Here is a 13,063-nt window from a genome sequence, read left to right as displayed (position 1 = left end):
GCCTCAGTGGCCGCCGCGCATCTTCGCGACGAGGTACTCCACGACGGCCGTCGTGTGCTCCGCGCCCTTGGCCAGCGTCGGCGAGGTCTGGTACGTGCCGCCGACGACGATCGTGGGCACGCCGTTGACGCCGTAGGTGTCCATCAGCTGGTTGGCCTGCTGCACCTTGGCGTGCGTGGCGAACGAGTTGAAGATGGACATGAAGCGCTTCGCGTCGACGCCGTTCTTGGTCATGAAGGCGGCGATGTCGTCGGGCTTGTCCAGGCGCTGGTGCTCCAGGTGGAAGGCGTTGAACACCTTCTGCTGCATGGCGTCGACCAGGTCCATCTGCTCCAGCGTGAAGTACATCGGCTGGAAGTTGATGTAGTTCACCAGGAAGCGCACCGGGTAGCGGTGGAAGTGCACGCCGGCCGGCTTGGTCTTCAGCCAGGCCTCGAGCGTCGGTTCGAACTCGAAGCAGTGCGGGCAGGCGTAGCTGAAGAACTCGACGACGTCGACGGTGCCGGGCGGCGCCGCGACGGGCGCGGGCGAGGCGACGCTCTGGTAGTCCTGGCCGGCCACGGGCGCGCCCTGGGCGGCGGCGGTGCGGGCCAGGCCCAGGCCGAGCGAGGCGGCGGCGAGTGCGGAGAAGTGGCGGCGTTGCAAGCGAATCCTTTCGGGCGTCGGTCTGGAGAAATGCGCGCTGCCCAGGCAGGGCCGGCACGACGATGCGAGCATTGTCGCCAGTCTTCGGTACGGCTGCACGCGGAAGGTTCCGTCGGGCAAGCCCGGATAGAATTGGCGTCCATGCCCCGACCCGGCCCGGCCGACGACGCTTCCCCGCAGCTCTCGCTCTTCGACGCCCCGCCGCCGAACGAGGCGCCGTCGACGCCGCTGCCCCTCGTGCCGCGCGCCGCCGCGCCGCACGAACCCGTCGCCCGAACCTTGCCTGACGCCTTCGAACCCGACGCACCGCCGCCCGCACGACGAACCGAGCCGTCGCCGCTGCACTTCAGGCATCCGCAAGCCGAGCGCGAGATCCAGCTCGGCGAACACTGCGTGGGGTATGCGCTGCGCCGCGTGCGCCGCAGCAGCATCGGCTTCGTCGTCAGCGCCGAGGGCCTGCAGGTCAACGCGCCGCGCTGGGTCTCGCTGCAGAACATCGATTCGGCGGTGCAGGCCAAGGCGGGCTGGATCGTGCGCAAGCTGCAGGAGCAGCGCGATCGTGCGCGCCGCGTCGAGGCCGCGCGCATCGAGTGGCGCGACGGCACGAGCCTGCCCTTCCTCGGCGAGACGGTGATCATCGTGCTCGATCCGCGCGTGGCCGGCGCCGTGCTCGACGCCGACGCCCAGGCGCTGCCCGGCGTGCCGCGCCTCGTGCTGCACGTCGGCCTGCCGCAGACGGCCGAGCCCGAGCAGATCCGCGACAGCGTGCAGAGCTGGCTGCAGCGCCAGGCGCTGCGCATCTTCACCGACCGCTGCCGGCACTTCGCCGACACGCTGGGCGTGCGCATGACGCGGCTGTCGCTCAGCTCGGCGCAGACGCGCTGGGGCTCGGCGTCGGCCGACGGCTCGATCCGCCTCAACTGGCGCCTGGTGCACTTCGGCTTGCAGGTGATCGACTACGTCGTCGCGCATGAACTCGCGCATCTTCGCGAGATGAACCACAGCGCGGCGTTCTGGGACGTCGTGCGCTCGGTGGTTCCCGATTACCAGAAGTTGCGCAACACGCTGAAGGACGTACCCGTCCCCGTATTGGGCTGAACACCCCGCAGGGTTTCGACGCGGCGTCCCCCTGGCCGTGAATAAATCTTCACCCGGCTCCCCCCAAAAGGGGGATGGCGAGGGGGAAGTCACCGGGCAAAGTAAGACCTGCATGCTGTCATCACCCAACAGGGACAGGGAGCATCCAGGGAGCGAAGGCCGGACATGACCGGCAGCAGGGCCGATCGTCTAATCGCGATCGGCTTTGTTTTTTTCGTGTCGCTTTTTGATGGGCAATCGATGTGATTCAGATTGCCGAAAAGCGGCGGATGCCGTCGTCGTCCAGATGGCCGCCCAGCCGTCCCATACCTGCCAAGGCATGCAGGTGCGCGATCGCCTCGCCCATCGCGAACGTCGTCTGGTGCAGGTCGAGCTTGCGGCGGAACAGCACGGGCAGCAGGTCGGCGGCGCTGCACGGCTTGTCGCGGCACGCGGCCACCACGTCGTCGAAATGGCGGTCGTGGTGCTCGAACAGCTGGCGCACGCGCTCGTGCAGGCCGCGGAACGGGCGGCCGTGCGCGGGCAGCACCAGTGTGTCGTCGGGCAACGCGCGCATGCGCGCGATCGACGCGAGGAACAGCGGCAGCGGATCGGCCTCGGGTTCGAGGTCGATCACGCTGATGTTGGTCGATATGCGTGGCAGCACCATGTCGCCCGAGATCAGCACGCTCAGGTCCGGGCAATGCAGCGAGATGTGCTCCGGCGCGTGGCCGTAGCCGGCGTGGCAGTGCCAGTCGTGGTCGCCGATGCGGATCGCCTGGCCGTCCATCATGCGGCGGTACTGGCGTGGCACCTGCGGCACCATCGACGCGTAGTAGCCGCCGCGGCCGCGCACCTTGGCGAGGGCCTCGGGGTCGACCAGGCCGTGCTGGCCGAAGAAGGCGGCCGCGTCGTCGCCGCCGAAGCCGGTGGTGGACTGGCTCGCCAGGCGGGCGGCGTTGAAGTCGGTGGCGCTGATCCACAGGCGGCAGCCCCAGCGCTCGGTGAGCCAGTGCGCGTTGCCGATGTGGTCGGGGTGCATGTGCGTGACGATGACGCGCAGCACCGGCAGGCCGTCGAGGTGGTGCGTGAAGACCTGCTCCCAGGCGGCACGCGTCGTGTCGTTGGCGACGCCGCAGTCGACGATGGCCCAGCCGTCGCGGCCGTCCTCCGTGCGGTCGCGCAGCAGCCACAGGTTGATGTGGTCCAGCGCGAACGGCAGCGGCATGCGCAGCCAGCGCACGCCCGGCGCGACCTCGATCACCGCGCCGATGGCGGGCAGCGTCTCGCCCAGCGGGTACTCGAGCTTCGATTCGTCGGCGTTGGCCATGCGGGCTCCGGTGGACTAGACTTCCGTTTACGTTAACGTCAGTCTACCCATGAGCTCTTCTCCCAGCACTGCAGGCAGGAACAAGGCGCCGAAAGCGCCGGCGGCGCCCAAGGGCTTCACCATCACCGAACTGGCCGCCGAGTTCGACGTCACGCCGCGGGCGATCCGCTTCTACGAGGACGTCGGCCTGCTCGAGCCGCAGCGCGCCGGCCGCAACCGCGTCTATTCGCAGCGCGAACGCACGCGCCTGAAGCTGACGCTGCGCGGCAAGCGGCTGGGCCTGAGCCTGCAGGAGATCAAGCAGCTGGTCGACATGTACGACTCGCCGTCGGACACCGCGCCGCAGCTGGAGGCGTTCCTCTCGGTGCTGCGATCGCACCGCAAGCAGATCGAGCTGCAGCTGGAGGACATCCGCGTGACGCTGGAGGAGATCGACCAGCACGAGGACCGCTGCAAGCGGCTGCTCGAGGCCGCGAACGCGGCGGCGCCGGCGTCGCCCAAGCGCGCGATCCGCGCCTGAACGCGCCCGGCAAACCCGGGTTTGATTTACGTTTACGTAAACGTCAACTAAAATCGCCCCGACCGATGCCGGACCGGGTCGCAAGGCCCGGCTTCGGTCGGCGGCATTCCCACTGTTCCACGGCGCAGCCGATGCAGCGCGCCAGCCCAGGAGACGAGAGATGAGCAACCTGCCCGGCCTGAATTTCATGCTCGGTGAAGACATCGACGCGCTGCGCGACGCCGTTCACGCGTTCGCCCAGGCCGAGATCGCGCCGCGCGCGGCCGAGATCGACCGCAGCGACCAGTTCCCGATGGACCTCTGGCGCAAGATGGGCGAGCTGGGCGTGCTGGGCATCACCGTCGCCGAGGAATACGGCGGCGCCAACATGGGCTACCTCGCGCACATGATCGCGATGGAGGAGATCAGCCGCGCCAGCGCGTCAGTGGGCCTGAGCTACGGCGCGCACTCCAACCTGTGCGTCAACCAGATCAAGCGCAACGGCAGCGAGGCGCAGAAGAAGAAGTACCTGCCCAAGCTGATCTCCGGCGAGCACGTCGGCGCGCTCGCGATGAGCGAGCCGGGCGCGGGCTCCGACGTCATCAGCATGAAGCTGAAGGCCGAGGACAAGGGCGGCGTCTACCTGCTCAACGGCAACAAGATGTGGATCACCAACGGCCCCGACGCCGACACGCTGGTCGTCTACGCCAAGACCGAGCCGGAGCTGGGCGCGCGCGGCGTCACGGCCTTCCTGATCGAGAAGGGCATGAAGGGCTTCTCGATCGCGCAGAAGCTCGACAAGCTGGGCATGCGCGGCAGCCACACGGGCGAGCTCGTGTTCCAGGACGTCGAGGTGCCGGCCGAGAACATCCTCGGCAACCTCAACGGCGGCGCCAAGGTGCTGATGTCGGGCCTCGACTACGAGCGCGCCGTGCTGGCCGCCGGCCCGATCGGCATCATGCAGTCGGTGATGGACAACGTCGTCCCGTACATCCACGACCGCAAGCAGTTCGGCCAGTCCATCGGCGAGTTCCAGCTGATCCAGGGCAAGGTCGCCGACATGTACACGGTGCTGCAGGCCGGCCGCGCGTTCTGCTACACGGTGGGCAAGAACCTGGACGCGCTGGGCTCCGAACACGTGCGCCAGGTGCGCAAGGACTGCGCCTCGGTCATCCTGTGGTGCGCCGAGAAGGCGACGTGGATGGCTGGCGAGGGCGTGCAGATCTTCGGCGGCAACGGCTACATCAACGAGTACCCGCTGGGCCGGCTCTGGCGCGATGCGAAGTTGTACGAGATCGGCGCCGGCACCAGCGAGATCCGCCGCATGCTGATCGGGCGCGAGCTGTTCGCCGAGACGATGTGAGGATGCGATGAGCGCGTTGGCCGTGCCGCTTCCGATCCTGCAGGGCGAGCGCTGCCTGCTGCGCGCGCTGGCGCCGGAGGACGCGCCCGCGCTCGTCACGCACGCGAACGACCGGGAGGTCGCACGCAACCTGTTCGACGCCTTCCCGCAGCCCTGCACGCTGGCCGCGGCCGACGCCTGGGCGACGCACGAGTCGCACTCGGGCGCGTTCGGCTGGGTGTGGGGCATCGTCGCCGACGGCGCCGTCGTCGGCTGCATCGGCCTGCACCAGGCCAGCGGCTGGATGCGCTGCAACGCCGAGATCGGCTACTGGCTCGGCCGCGCGTACTGGCGCCGGGGCATCACGAGCGACGCGGTGCGCCAGGTCACCGACTGGGCCTTCGCGGCCGTCCCGGAGCTGACGCGCATCCACGCCCCGATCTTCGCGTCGAACGACGGCTCGCAGGCAGTCGTGCGCAAGTGCGGCTACGTGCGCGAAGGCCTCCTGAAGCAGAGTGCGATCAAGGATGGCGCGGTGATCGACCGCGTGGTGTGGGCGACCTATCGCACCGAGATCGCGCGCCGCGACGCCGACATCGGCGCCGTGCTCGCCGCCACCGCGGCCACGGCGATGGAGCGCGCATGAGCTCGGCCGGCGCGATCGCCTGCATCGGCGGCGGGGGCTTCCTCACCGAGGACTTCCGCGGCCTGCAGGAGCGGCATCTGCTGACGCTGATCCGCGCGCCCAAGGGGCCGCGCCCGCGCGTGCTGTACCTCGGCCTGGCCCACGGCGACGCGGAGAGCCGCCAGCTGCGCGCGTTCAAGGTGTTCGCGCCACTGGGTTGCGAACTGCACCTGCTGCCGTTCTTCCCCTACGAGATGAAGCGCGACTACGTCGCCGAGGCGATGGCCGCCGACCTGATCTACGTCGGCGGCGGCAACACGCCCGCGATGATCGCGGTCTGGCGCGAGTTCGGCTTCGACCGCGCGCTGCATGGCGCGTGGCAGGCCGGCACGGTGCTGGCCGGCGTCAGCGCGGGCGCCAACTGCTGGTTCGAGCACTACGTGACCGACAGCGTGCCCGGCGGCGGCGTGCGCGCCGGCCTCGGCTGGCTCCAGGGCACGTTCTGCCCGCATCTCGACAGCGAACCCTGGCGCCAGCCGCTGCTCGCCGGCGTCTCGAACCCGCCCGCGTACGGCGTGCGCGAGGGCGGGATGATGATCGTGCGGCCCGACGCCCAGCCCGAGTTCGTCGCCGACAAGCCCGGCGTCACCGCGAACCTGCGCTTGCCGGGTGAAGAAGCCCGCGAAGTCCCTTCGCTCGACTTGTCCTCGCGATGAAACGCCGCGCTCCGTAAACTGACTGCCCCCGCTTCACGACCCGAAAGAACCATGTCCGACGACACCGCCAGCGACAACGACCTTGCCAGCCTGTTCGAGAAGAACGTGCGCTGGGCCGAAGGCATGGAGAAGCGCAGCCCGGGCTTCTTCACGAGCCTGCTGACGCAGCAGACGCCGCAGTACCTGTGGATCGGCTGCGCCGACAGCCGCGTGCCCGCCAACGAGCTCGTCGGCCTGCTGCCGGGCGACGTCTTCGTGCACCGCAACGTCGCCAACGTCGTCGCGCATTCGGATCTCAACGCGCTGTCGGTGATCCAGTTCGCGGTCGATGCGCTGAAGGTCCGGCACGTCATGGTGGTCGGGCATTCGAAGTGCGGCGGCGTCACGGCCGCGCTCAACAACACGCGCGTCGGCGTGGTCGACAACTGGCTGCGCCACGTGCAGGACGTGCGCAACCTGCACCTCGACTTCCTGATGTCGCTGCCCGAGGAGCGCCGGGTCGACGCGCTCGTCGAACTCAATGTGCTGGAGCAGGCGCGCAACGTGTGCCTGTCCACCGTCGTCGAGGACGCCTGGGTGCGCGGGCAGACGGTGTCCGTGCACGGCTGGGTCTACGGCCTGCACAACGGGCTGCTGAAGGATCTCAGCTTCACCGTCAACTCCACCGACGATGTGGCGCCGGCGTACCAGCGCGCGCTGCTCGCGTTGAAGCTTCGCCACCTGCCCGTCGTCTGAGTCATGTTCCCGCACCAGCTGGATGACCCGAACGCGTTTGCGATCGCGCAGGCGATCGTCGAGGGCTTCGATCGTCACTACCGGCTGTTCAGCGCCGCGGCCCGCGGCGCGAAGGCGCGCTTCGAGAAGGCCGACTGGCAGGGGCAGCTCGATGCGCAGCGCGATCGGATCGCGTTCTACGACCTGCGCGTCGACGAGGCGGTGGAGCGCCTGCACGCGCAATTCAAGGCCTCCGAGCTGCCGCGCGAGACGTGGCACCAGGTCAAGCTGCACACCATCGGCCTGCTGACGAACCATCGCCAGCCCGAGCTTGCCGAGACCTTCTTCAACTCGGTGACGACCAAGATCCTGGATCGCCGCGACTTCCGCAACGACTTCATCTTCGTGCGCCCGGCCGTCTCCACCGACTACATCGAGAACGACGAGCCGGCCGCGATGCCGACCTACCGCGCGTACTACCCGACGCGCGAGACGCTGCACGAGACCTGCATGCGCGTCATCACGAACTTCCAGCTCGAGGTCGAGTTCCAGGATCTCGCGCGCGACGTCGACGATGTCGTGCAGGCGCTGCTGCATTCGCTCGGCGACGCGCGCCTGCGCGCCAACTTCCAGGTGCAGGTGCTGTCGTCGCTGTTCTATCGCAACAAGGGCGCGTACGTGGTGGGCAAGATCGTCAATGGCTTCGGCGAGCTGCCGTTCGCGCTGCCGATCCTGCACGGCGACGACGGGCTGCTGGCGATCGACGCCGCGCTGATCGGCGAGGAAGACCTGTTGCTGCTCTTCAGCTTCGCGCGCGCCTACTTCATGGTCGACATGGGCGTGCCGAGCGCCACCGTGCACTTCCTGCGCACGCTGATGCCGCGCAAGACGCGCGCCGAGCTGTATAGCCAGGTCGGCCTGCAGAAGCACGGCAAGGCGCTGTTCTACCGCGACCTGCTCACGCACCTGCGCCATTCGAGCGACAAGTTCCGCATCGCGCCCGGCATCAAGGGCATGGTGATGCTGGTGTTCGACCTGCCGTCGTTCCCGGTGGTCTTCAAGATCATCAAGGACTTCTATCCGGCACCCAAGGACACCACGCGCGAGCAGGTGATGGCCAAGTACCTGCTGGTCAAGCAGCACGACCGCGTGGGCCGCATGGCCGACACGCTGGAGTTCTCCAACGTCGCGCTGCCGCGCCATCGCTTCGACGACGAGCTGATCGCCGAGCTGAAGCGCTTCTGCCCCAGCCTGCTCGAGGACGACGGCCAGACGCTGGTGATCCGCCACGCCTACATCGAGCGCCGCATGATCCCGCTCAACATCTACCTGCAGGACGCGAGCCCGCGCCAGATCGAGCAGGCGGTCGTCGAGTACGGCAACGCGATCAAGGATCTCGTCGCGGCCAACATCTTCCCCGGCGACATGCTGTGGAAGAACTTCGGCGTGACGCGCCACGGCAAGGTCGTGTTCTACGACTACGACGAGATCGAATACCTCACCGACTGCAACTTCCGCCGCGTGCCCGCACCGCGCAACGAGGAAGAGGAGATGTCGGGCGAGGTCTGGTACACGGTGCGCCCGCGCGACGTGTTCCCCGAGACCTTCGAGCCGTTCCTGCTCGGCAACCCCGTGGTGCGCCAGGCGTTCATGGCGCATCACGCCGACCTGCTCGACGCCGGCTACTGGCAACGGCAGAAGGATCGCATCGTCGCCGGCTACGTGCACGACGTCTTTCCGTACGACCCGTCGCGACGCTTCAGCGCGCAGCGCGCCGCCCATCCCGATTCCGAAGCGACGGCCAGGCAGCCGTTGCCAGTTTGAACGTCCCCTCTCTTTTCCCGCCCGACCCAAGGAGCCTTCCATGTCCGATTCCATCGTCATCGTTTCCGCCGCCCGCACGCCCATCGGCGGCATGCTGGGCGACTTCGCCGCGCTGCCGGCTTGGGAGCTCGGCGCCGTCGCCATCAAGGCGGCCGTCGAGCGCGCCGGCGTGCCCGGCGACGCCGTCGACGAGGCGCTGATCGGCAACTGCCTGATGGCCGGCCAGGGCCAGGCCCCGGCGCGCCAGGCCGTGCGCCGTGCCGGCCTGCCCGATTCGGCGGGCGCCGTCACGCTCAGCAAGATGTGTGGCTCCGGCATGCGCGCGATGATGTTCGCGCACGACATGCTGCTGGCCGGCAGCGCCAACGTGATGGTGGCCGGCGGCATGGAGAGCATGACCAACGCGCCCCACCTGATGTTCGCGCGCAAGGGCGTGCGCTACGGCGCCGCGCAGATGTTCGACCACATGGCCCTCGACGGCCTGGAAGACGCCTACGACCGCGGCCGCGCGATGGGCGTGTTCGCCGAACAGTGCGTCGCCAAGTACGGCTTCACGCGCGAGGCGCAGGACGAGTTCGCGATCGCCTCCACCAGGCGCGCCAAGCAGGCCAACGAGAGCGGCGCGTTCGACTGGGAAATGGCGCCGGTCACGCTGCAGGGCAAGGCCGGCGACACGGTCGTCAAGTTCGACGAGCAGCCGTTCAAGGCCAAGCTCGACAAGATCCCGACGCTGAAGCCGGCGTTCAAGAAGGACGGCACGATCACGGCCGCCAACGCGTCCAGCATCTCCGACGGCGCCGCCGCGCTGGTGATGATGCGCGAGTCGGAAGCCGCCAGGCTGGGCCTGAAGCCCGTGGCGCGCATCGCCGGCCACGCGGTGCACGCGCAGGCCCCCGAGTGGTTCTCCACTGCGCCGGCCGGCGCCATCGAGAAGGTGCTGAAGAAGACCGGCTGGGCGGCGTCGTCGGTCGACCTGTGGGAAGTCAACGAGGCCTTCGCCGCCGTGACGATGGCCGCGATGAAGGAGTTCGACCTGTCGCACGACATCGTCAACGTGCACGGCGGCGCCTGCGCGCTGGGCCACCCGATCGGCGCGTCGGGCGCGCGCATCGTCGTGACGCTGCTGGGCGCGCTGCGCAAGCTTGGCAAGAAGCGCGGCGTCGCGGCGCTGTGCATCGGCGGCGGCGAGGCGACGGCGCTGGCGGTCGAGCTGCTGTAATCGCGCGAAGATCCACGCGAGCTTGAAACGGCGGGTAACGGCTGCGGCCAATACCCCCGGCCGGATGCGGACCCGGCACACTGCGTGCCTTTGATTGCGCCGACCGCCTCAGGCGAGGCGATCCCGCGCCATCCGCATCCGACCCAAGCTCACCCGGAACTCCATGACCGATTCCTCCACGCTCATCGCCGACGAGGCCGCCATCGCCGCCCTCGTGCAGGTCGGCGAACGCATCGAGCACGTCGCGCACTACACGCGCGACGAGATCTCGCGCTTCGCCACGCTCACGCTGGACCTCAACCCCGTGCACCACGACCGCGAAGCGGCCCGCCGCGCGGGCCTCGCCGACGTGATCGCCAGCGGCCAGCACACGTCCGCGCTGATGAGCGGCCTGGCCGCGTCGTACTTCTCGCGCGAGGACGGCATCGCGCGCTCGATGCTGTGCCTGCACTTCAACTTCGCCTATCGCGAGCCGATCTTCGCCGGCTCCGACGTCTCGATGCGCTGGGTCGTCTCCAGCACCGAATGGAACGCCAGCCTCGACGGCGTGATCGCGCAGCTCGAGGGCAAGGCCACCGTCGGCCATGCACTGGCGGTGATCGCGCGCGGCACGGTGCTGGTGCGCCGCGCCTCGTGATGGTGACATGAACCGCTGGCTGCTGCGTCCGCGCGTGCTGGCGGGGATCGCGATCGCGACCTTCGTGTGCATCGCGCTGTTCCAGCTGCCGTGGAGTCCCGCGGCCGGCGCGCACTTCCTCGCGCTGACCGGCGCGGCGCCGTTCGACGAGCGGCCCGCGGGCTATACCCTGTCGGGTGTCCTGGCCGCGTTCCGCCAGCTCGGCGCGGCGGGCCTGTTCGACTACGAATGCTACCGCGCGGTCGACGCCGTCTTCCCGTGGCTGCTGTGCGGCCTCGTCGCGGCCGTGATGCTCCGGCTGGACGCCGCGCGCGCCACGATGTGGCCCTGGCTGGCGGCGATCGCCGACACCGCCGAGAATGTGCTGCAGTTCAGGATCCTCGTCACGCGCGACGACCTCTCGCCCGAGCTCGTGCAATGGGCCAGCGGCATCACCCAGGTCAAGTTCGTGCTCTATGCGTTGATGTTGCTGATGCTGCTGGCCGTCGGCGCGCGGGCGCTGTGGCGCCAGCACCGCGCGTTGCGCTGAACTCCTCGAAGAAAGCGACGGCCATGTCTTCCCCGATTGCCCGCAATGTCCTGATCGTCGGCGCCTCGCGCGGCCTCGGCCTCGAGTTCGTGCGCCAGTACCGCGCCGACGGCGCACGCGTGACCGCGACGGCGCGTGCCGACGATGGCCTGGCGGCGATCGCCGCGCTGGGGGCCAAGCCGCTGAAGCTGGACGTCGCCGACGCCGCGAGTGCCTCCGGCCTCGCGTGGCAGATCGACGGCGAGAGCTTCGACACCGTGTTCTACGTCTCCGGCGTCTACGGCCCACGCAGCGCGGGCATGGAGCCGCCGTCGGTCGACGACTTCGACGCCGTCATGCACACCAACGTGCTCGGCGCGATGCGCGTGCTGCCGTCGGTGGCCGATGCGCTCGCGCCGCCGGTCGCCGGCCAGCCTGGCGCGCGCATCGGCGTGATCTCGTCGCGCATGGGCTCGATCGGCCTGCGCAATGGCACCTCGGGCTGGACGTATCGCGCGTCCAAGGCCGCGGTCAACTCGGTGCTGAAGGACGCATCGATCGCGCTCGCCGGCCGTGCGGTGTGCGTCGCGTTCCATCCGGGCTGGGTGCGCACCGACATGGGCGGCGCCGGTGCCGACCTCGCGCCGGAGGAGTCCGTCGCCGGCATGCGCCGCGCGATCGCCGCGCTCGACGCGTCGCGCAGCGGTAGCTTCCTGAACTACGACGGCGCGCCGCTCGCCTGGTAGGACAATCCACGACGACAACGATTTCAAGAGACAACCATGTACCTCTCCGAAGACCACCGCGCCGTGCAGGACGCCGTCCGCGCGTTCGTGCGCGACCGCGTCGCCCCCAAGGCCGCCGCCTGGGATCGCGAGTGCCACTTCCCGCGCGAGGAGCTGAAGGGACTGGCCGAGCTCGGCTGCTACGGCATCGCGGTGCCCACCGAGTGGGACGGCGCCGGGCTGGACTACCTGTCGGTCTCGCTGATCCTCGAGGAGATCGCCGCGGGCGACGGCGCGACGTCCACCATCATCAGCGTCACCAACTGCCCGGTGAACACGATCATGATGGCGTTCGCCAACGACGCGCAGAAGGAACGCTACCTGAAGCCGCTCGCGCGCGGCGAGCTGCTGGGCGCCTTCTGCCTGACCGAGCCGCACGTCGGCTCGGAGGCCGGCGGGCTGCGGACGACGGCCGTGAAGCAGGGCGATGAATACGTGCTCAACGGCGTCAAGCAGTTCATCACCAGCGGCAAGAACGGCGATCTCGCGATCGTGATGGCGGTCACCGACAAGGAGGCTGGCAAGAAGGGCATCAGTGCCTTCCTCGTGCCGACGAACACGCCGGGCTACGTCGTCGCGCGCATCGAGGAGAAGATGGGCCAGCACGCGAGCGACACCGCGCAGATCCTGTTCGAGAACTGCCGCATCCCGGCCGCGAACCTGATCGGCGAGGAGGGCCAGGGCCTGAAGATCGCGCTGTCCGGCCTCGAGGGTGGACGCATCGGCATCGCGTCGCAGTCGGTGGGCATGGCGCGCGCGGCGTTCGAGGCGGCGGTGGCCTACGCGAAGGATCGCGTGGCGTTCGCCAAGCCGATCTTCGAGCACCAGGCGATCCAGTTCAAGCTCGCCGACATGGCCACGCAGATCGAGGCCGCGCGCCAGCTGATCCATCACGCGGCGAGCCTGAAGGACGCCGGCCAGCCCTGCCTGAAGGAGGCCGCGATGGCCAAGCTGTTCGCCAGCGAGATGGCCGAGCGCGTGTGCTCCGCGGCGATCCAGGTGTTTGGCGGCTACGGCTACACGACCGACTTCCCGGTCGAGCGCATCTACCGCGACGTGCGCGTCTGCCAGATCTACGAAGGCACGTCCGAGGTGCAGAAGATCCTGATCGGCAGGGCGCTCGCACTCTGATGAAACCGGTG

Annotated in this window: 14 protein-coding genes; 12 read left to right on the top strand and 2 right to left on the bottom strand. The window is 69.0% G+C overall.

What is annotated here, in order from left to right:
* Positions 1-3: 3 nt before the first annotated feature.
* Entirely contained in the window at positions 4-645 is a 642-nt protein-coding gene (locus tag LPC04_RS25420) for a thiol:disulfide interchange protein DsbA/DsbL (protein WP_275685115.1), read from the bottom strand.
* A 141-nt stretch (positions 646-786) separates the two neighbouring features.
* On the opposite strand from LPC04_RS25420, the gene LPC04_RS25415 reads away from it, so the two are divergent.
* Positions 787-1,743, top strand: a complete 957-nt coding sequence (locus LPC04_RS25415) for a M48 family metallopeptidase (RefSeq protein WP_275685114.1) — start codon at positions 787-789, stop codon at positions 1,741-1,743.
* Positions 1,744-1,990: 247 nt separating this feature from the next.
* Here the strand turns inward: LPC04_RS25415 and LPC04_RS25410 are convergent, their stop codons facing one another.
* The gene (locus LPC04_RS25410; RefSeq protein ID WP_275685113.1) at positions 1,991-3,052 is read right to left on the bottom strand and encodes an MBL fold metallo-hydrolase; all 1,062 of its coding nucleotides are present in this window, start codon (positions 3,050-3,052) and stop codon (positions 1,991-1,993) included.
* A gap of 49 nt (positions 3,053-3,101) precedes the next feature.
* Here LPC04_RS25410 and LPC04_RS25405 point away from each other — a divergent pair, with 49 nt between their 5' ends.
* From LPC04_RS25405 to LPC04_RS25355, 11 genes are all read left to right on the top strand, one after another.
* A complete protein-coding gene (locus LPC04_RS25405; RefSeq protein WP_275685112.1) occupies positions 3,102-3,572 on the top strand; it encodes a MerR family transcriptional regulator in 471 nt (156 codons plus the stop codon).
* Positions 3,573-3,732: 160 nt separating this feature from the next.
* The gene (locus LPC04_RS25400; protein ID WP_275685111.1) at positions 3,733-4,914 is read left to right on the top strand and encodes an isovaleryl-CoA dehydrogenase; all 1,182 of its coding nucleotides are present in this window, start codon (positions 3,733-3,735) and stop codon (positions 4,912-4,914) included.
* Between the two features lie 7 nt (positions 4,915-4,921).
* Complete coding sequence (locus tag LPC04_RS25395) at positions 4,922-5,539, top strand: GNAT family N-acetyltransferase (RefSeq protein ID WP_275685110.1); 618 nt, start codon at positions 4,922-4,924, stop codon at positions 5,537-5,539.
* On the top strand, positions 5,536-6,234 hold the full coding sequence (locus LPC04_RS25390) for a Type 1 glutamine amidotransferase-like domain-containing protein (RefSeq protein WP_275685109.1): 699 nt from the start codon (positions 5,536-5,538) through the stop codon (positions 6,232-6,234). Before LPC04_RS25395 ends, LPC04_RS25390 begins: the two co-directional genes overlap by 4 nt.
* Before the next feature lie 51 nt (positions 6,235-6,285).
* Positions 6,286-6,969, top strand: a complete 684-nt coding sequence (gene can, locus LPC04_RS25385; RefSeq protein WP_275685108.1) for a carbonate dehydratase — start codon at positions 6,286-6,288, stop codon at positions 6,967-6,969.
* A 3-nt stretch (positions 6,970-6,972) separates the two neighbouring features.
* Entirely contained in the window at positions 6,973-8,772 is a 1,800-nt protein-coding gene (gene aceK / locus LPC04_RS25380) for a bifunctional isocitrate dehydrogenase kinase/phosphatase (protein WP_275685107.1), read from the top strand.
* Positions 8,773-8,812: 40 nt separating this feature from the next.
* The gene (locus tag LPC04_RS25375) at positions 8,813-9,991 is read left to right on the top strand and encodes an acetyl-CoA C-acyltransferase (RefSeq protein ID WP_275685106.1); all 1,179 of its coding nucleotides are present in this window, start codon (positions 8,813-8,815) and stop codon (positions 9,989-9,991) included.
* A 163-nt stretch (positions 9,992-10,154) separates the two neighbouring features.
* On the top strand, positions 10,155-10,628 hold the full coding sequence (locus LPC04_RS25370; RefSeq protein WP_275685105.1) for a MaoC family dehydratase: 474 nt from the start codon (positions 10,155-10,157) through the stop codon (positions 10,626-10,628).
* 7 nt (positions 10,629-10,635) lie between these two features.
* Positions 10,636-11,157: a hypothetical protein gene (locus tag LPC04_RS25365; protein WP_275685104.1), complete on the top strand. Its 522-nt coding sequence runs from the start codon at positions 10,636-10,638 to the stop codon at positions 11,155-11,157.
* A gap of 23 nt (positions 11,158-11,180) precedes the next feature.
* Positions 11,181-11,882 carry an SDR family oxidoreductase gene (locus tag LPC04_RS25360; protein ID WP_275685103.1) on the top strand — a complete coding sequence of 234 codons (702 nt, stop codon included), beginning with the start codon at positions 11,181-11,183 and terminating at the stop codon, positions 11,880-11,882.
* A gap of 36 nt (positions 11,883-11,918) precedes the next feature.
* Positions 11,919-13,052: an acyl-CoA dehydrogenase family protein gene (locus LPC04_RS25355; RefSeq protein WP_275685102.1), complete on the top strand. Its 1,134-nt coding sequence runs from the start codon at positions 11,919-11,921 to the stop codon at positions 13,050-13,052.
* Positions 13,053-13,063: the final 11 nt, after the last annotated feature.

Source organism: Scleromatobacter humisilvae (assembly GCF_023231945.1).
Classification (GTDB): Bacteria; Pseudomonadota; Gammaproteobacteria; order Burkholderiales; family Burkholderiaceae_C; genus Scleromatobacter; species Scleromatobacter humisilvae.
This window is presented reverse-complemented; position numbering and strand designations above follow the sequence as displayed.

What these genes read in the sequence shown, in the direction of transcription:
- LPC04_RS25370 (WP_275685105.1), top strand. Translation starts at nt 10,155, where the DNA reads ATGACCGATTCCTCCACGCTCATCGCCGACGAGGCCGCCATCGCCGCC.
- LPC04_RS25400 (WP_275685111.1), top strand. Translation starts at nt 3,733, where the DNA reads ATGAGCAACCTGCCCGGCCTGAATTTCATGCTCGGTGAAGACATCGAC.
- LPC04_RS25360 (WP_275685103.1), top strand. Translation starts at nt 11,181, where the DNA reads ATGTCTTCCCCGATTGCCCGCAATGTCCTGATCGTCGGCGCCTCGCGC.
- LPC04_RS25395 (WP_275685110.1), top strand. Translation starts at nt 4,922, where the DNA reads ATGAGCGCGTTGGCCGTGCCGCTTCCGATCCTGCAGGGCGAGCGCTGC.
- LPC04_RS25355 (WP_275685102.1), top strand. Translation starts at nt 11,919, where the DNA reads ATGTACCTCTCCGAAGACCACCGCGCCGTGCAGGACGCCGTCCGCGCG.
- LPC04_RS25415 (WP_275685114.1), top strand. Translation starts at nt 787, where the DNA reads ATGCCCCGACCCGGCCCGGCCGACGACGCTTCCCCGCAGCTCTCGCTC.
- LPC04_RS25390 (WP_275685109.1), top strand. Translation starts at nt 5,536, where the DNA reads ATGAGCTCGGCCGGCGCGATCGCCTGCATCGGCGGCGGGGGCTTCCTC.
- LPC04_RS25410 (WP_275685113.1), bottom strand. Translation starts at nt 3,052, where the DNA reads ATGGCCAACGCCGACGAATCGAAGCTCGAGTACCCGCTGGGCGAGACG.
- LPC04_RS25365 (WP_275685104.1), top strand. Translation starts at nt 10,636, where the DNA reads ATGAACCGCTGGCTGCTGCGTCCGCGCGTGCTGGCGGGGATCGCGATC.
- LPC04_RS25405 (WP_275685112.1), top strand. Translation starts at nt 3,102, where the DNA reads ATGAGCTCTTCTCCCAGCACTGCAGGCAGGAACAAGGCGCCGAAAGCG.
- can (WP_275685108.1), top strand. Translation starts at nt 6,286, where the DNA reads ATGTCCGACGACACCGCCAGCGACAACGACCTTGCCAGCCTGTTCGAG.
- aceK (WP_275685107.1), top strand. Translation starts at nt 6,973, where the DNA reads ATGTTCCCGCACCAGCTGGATGACCCGAACGCGTTTGCGATCGCGCAG.
- LPC04_RS25375 (WP_275685106.1), top strand. Translation starts at nt 8,813, where the DNA reads ATGTCCGATTCCATCGTCATCGTTTCCGCCGCCCGCACGCCCATCGGC.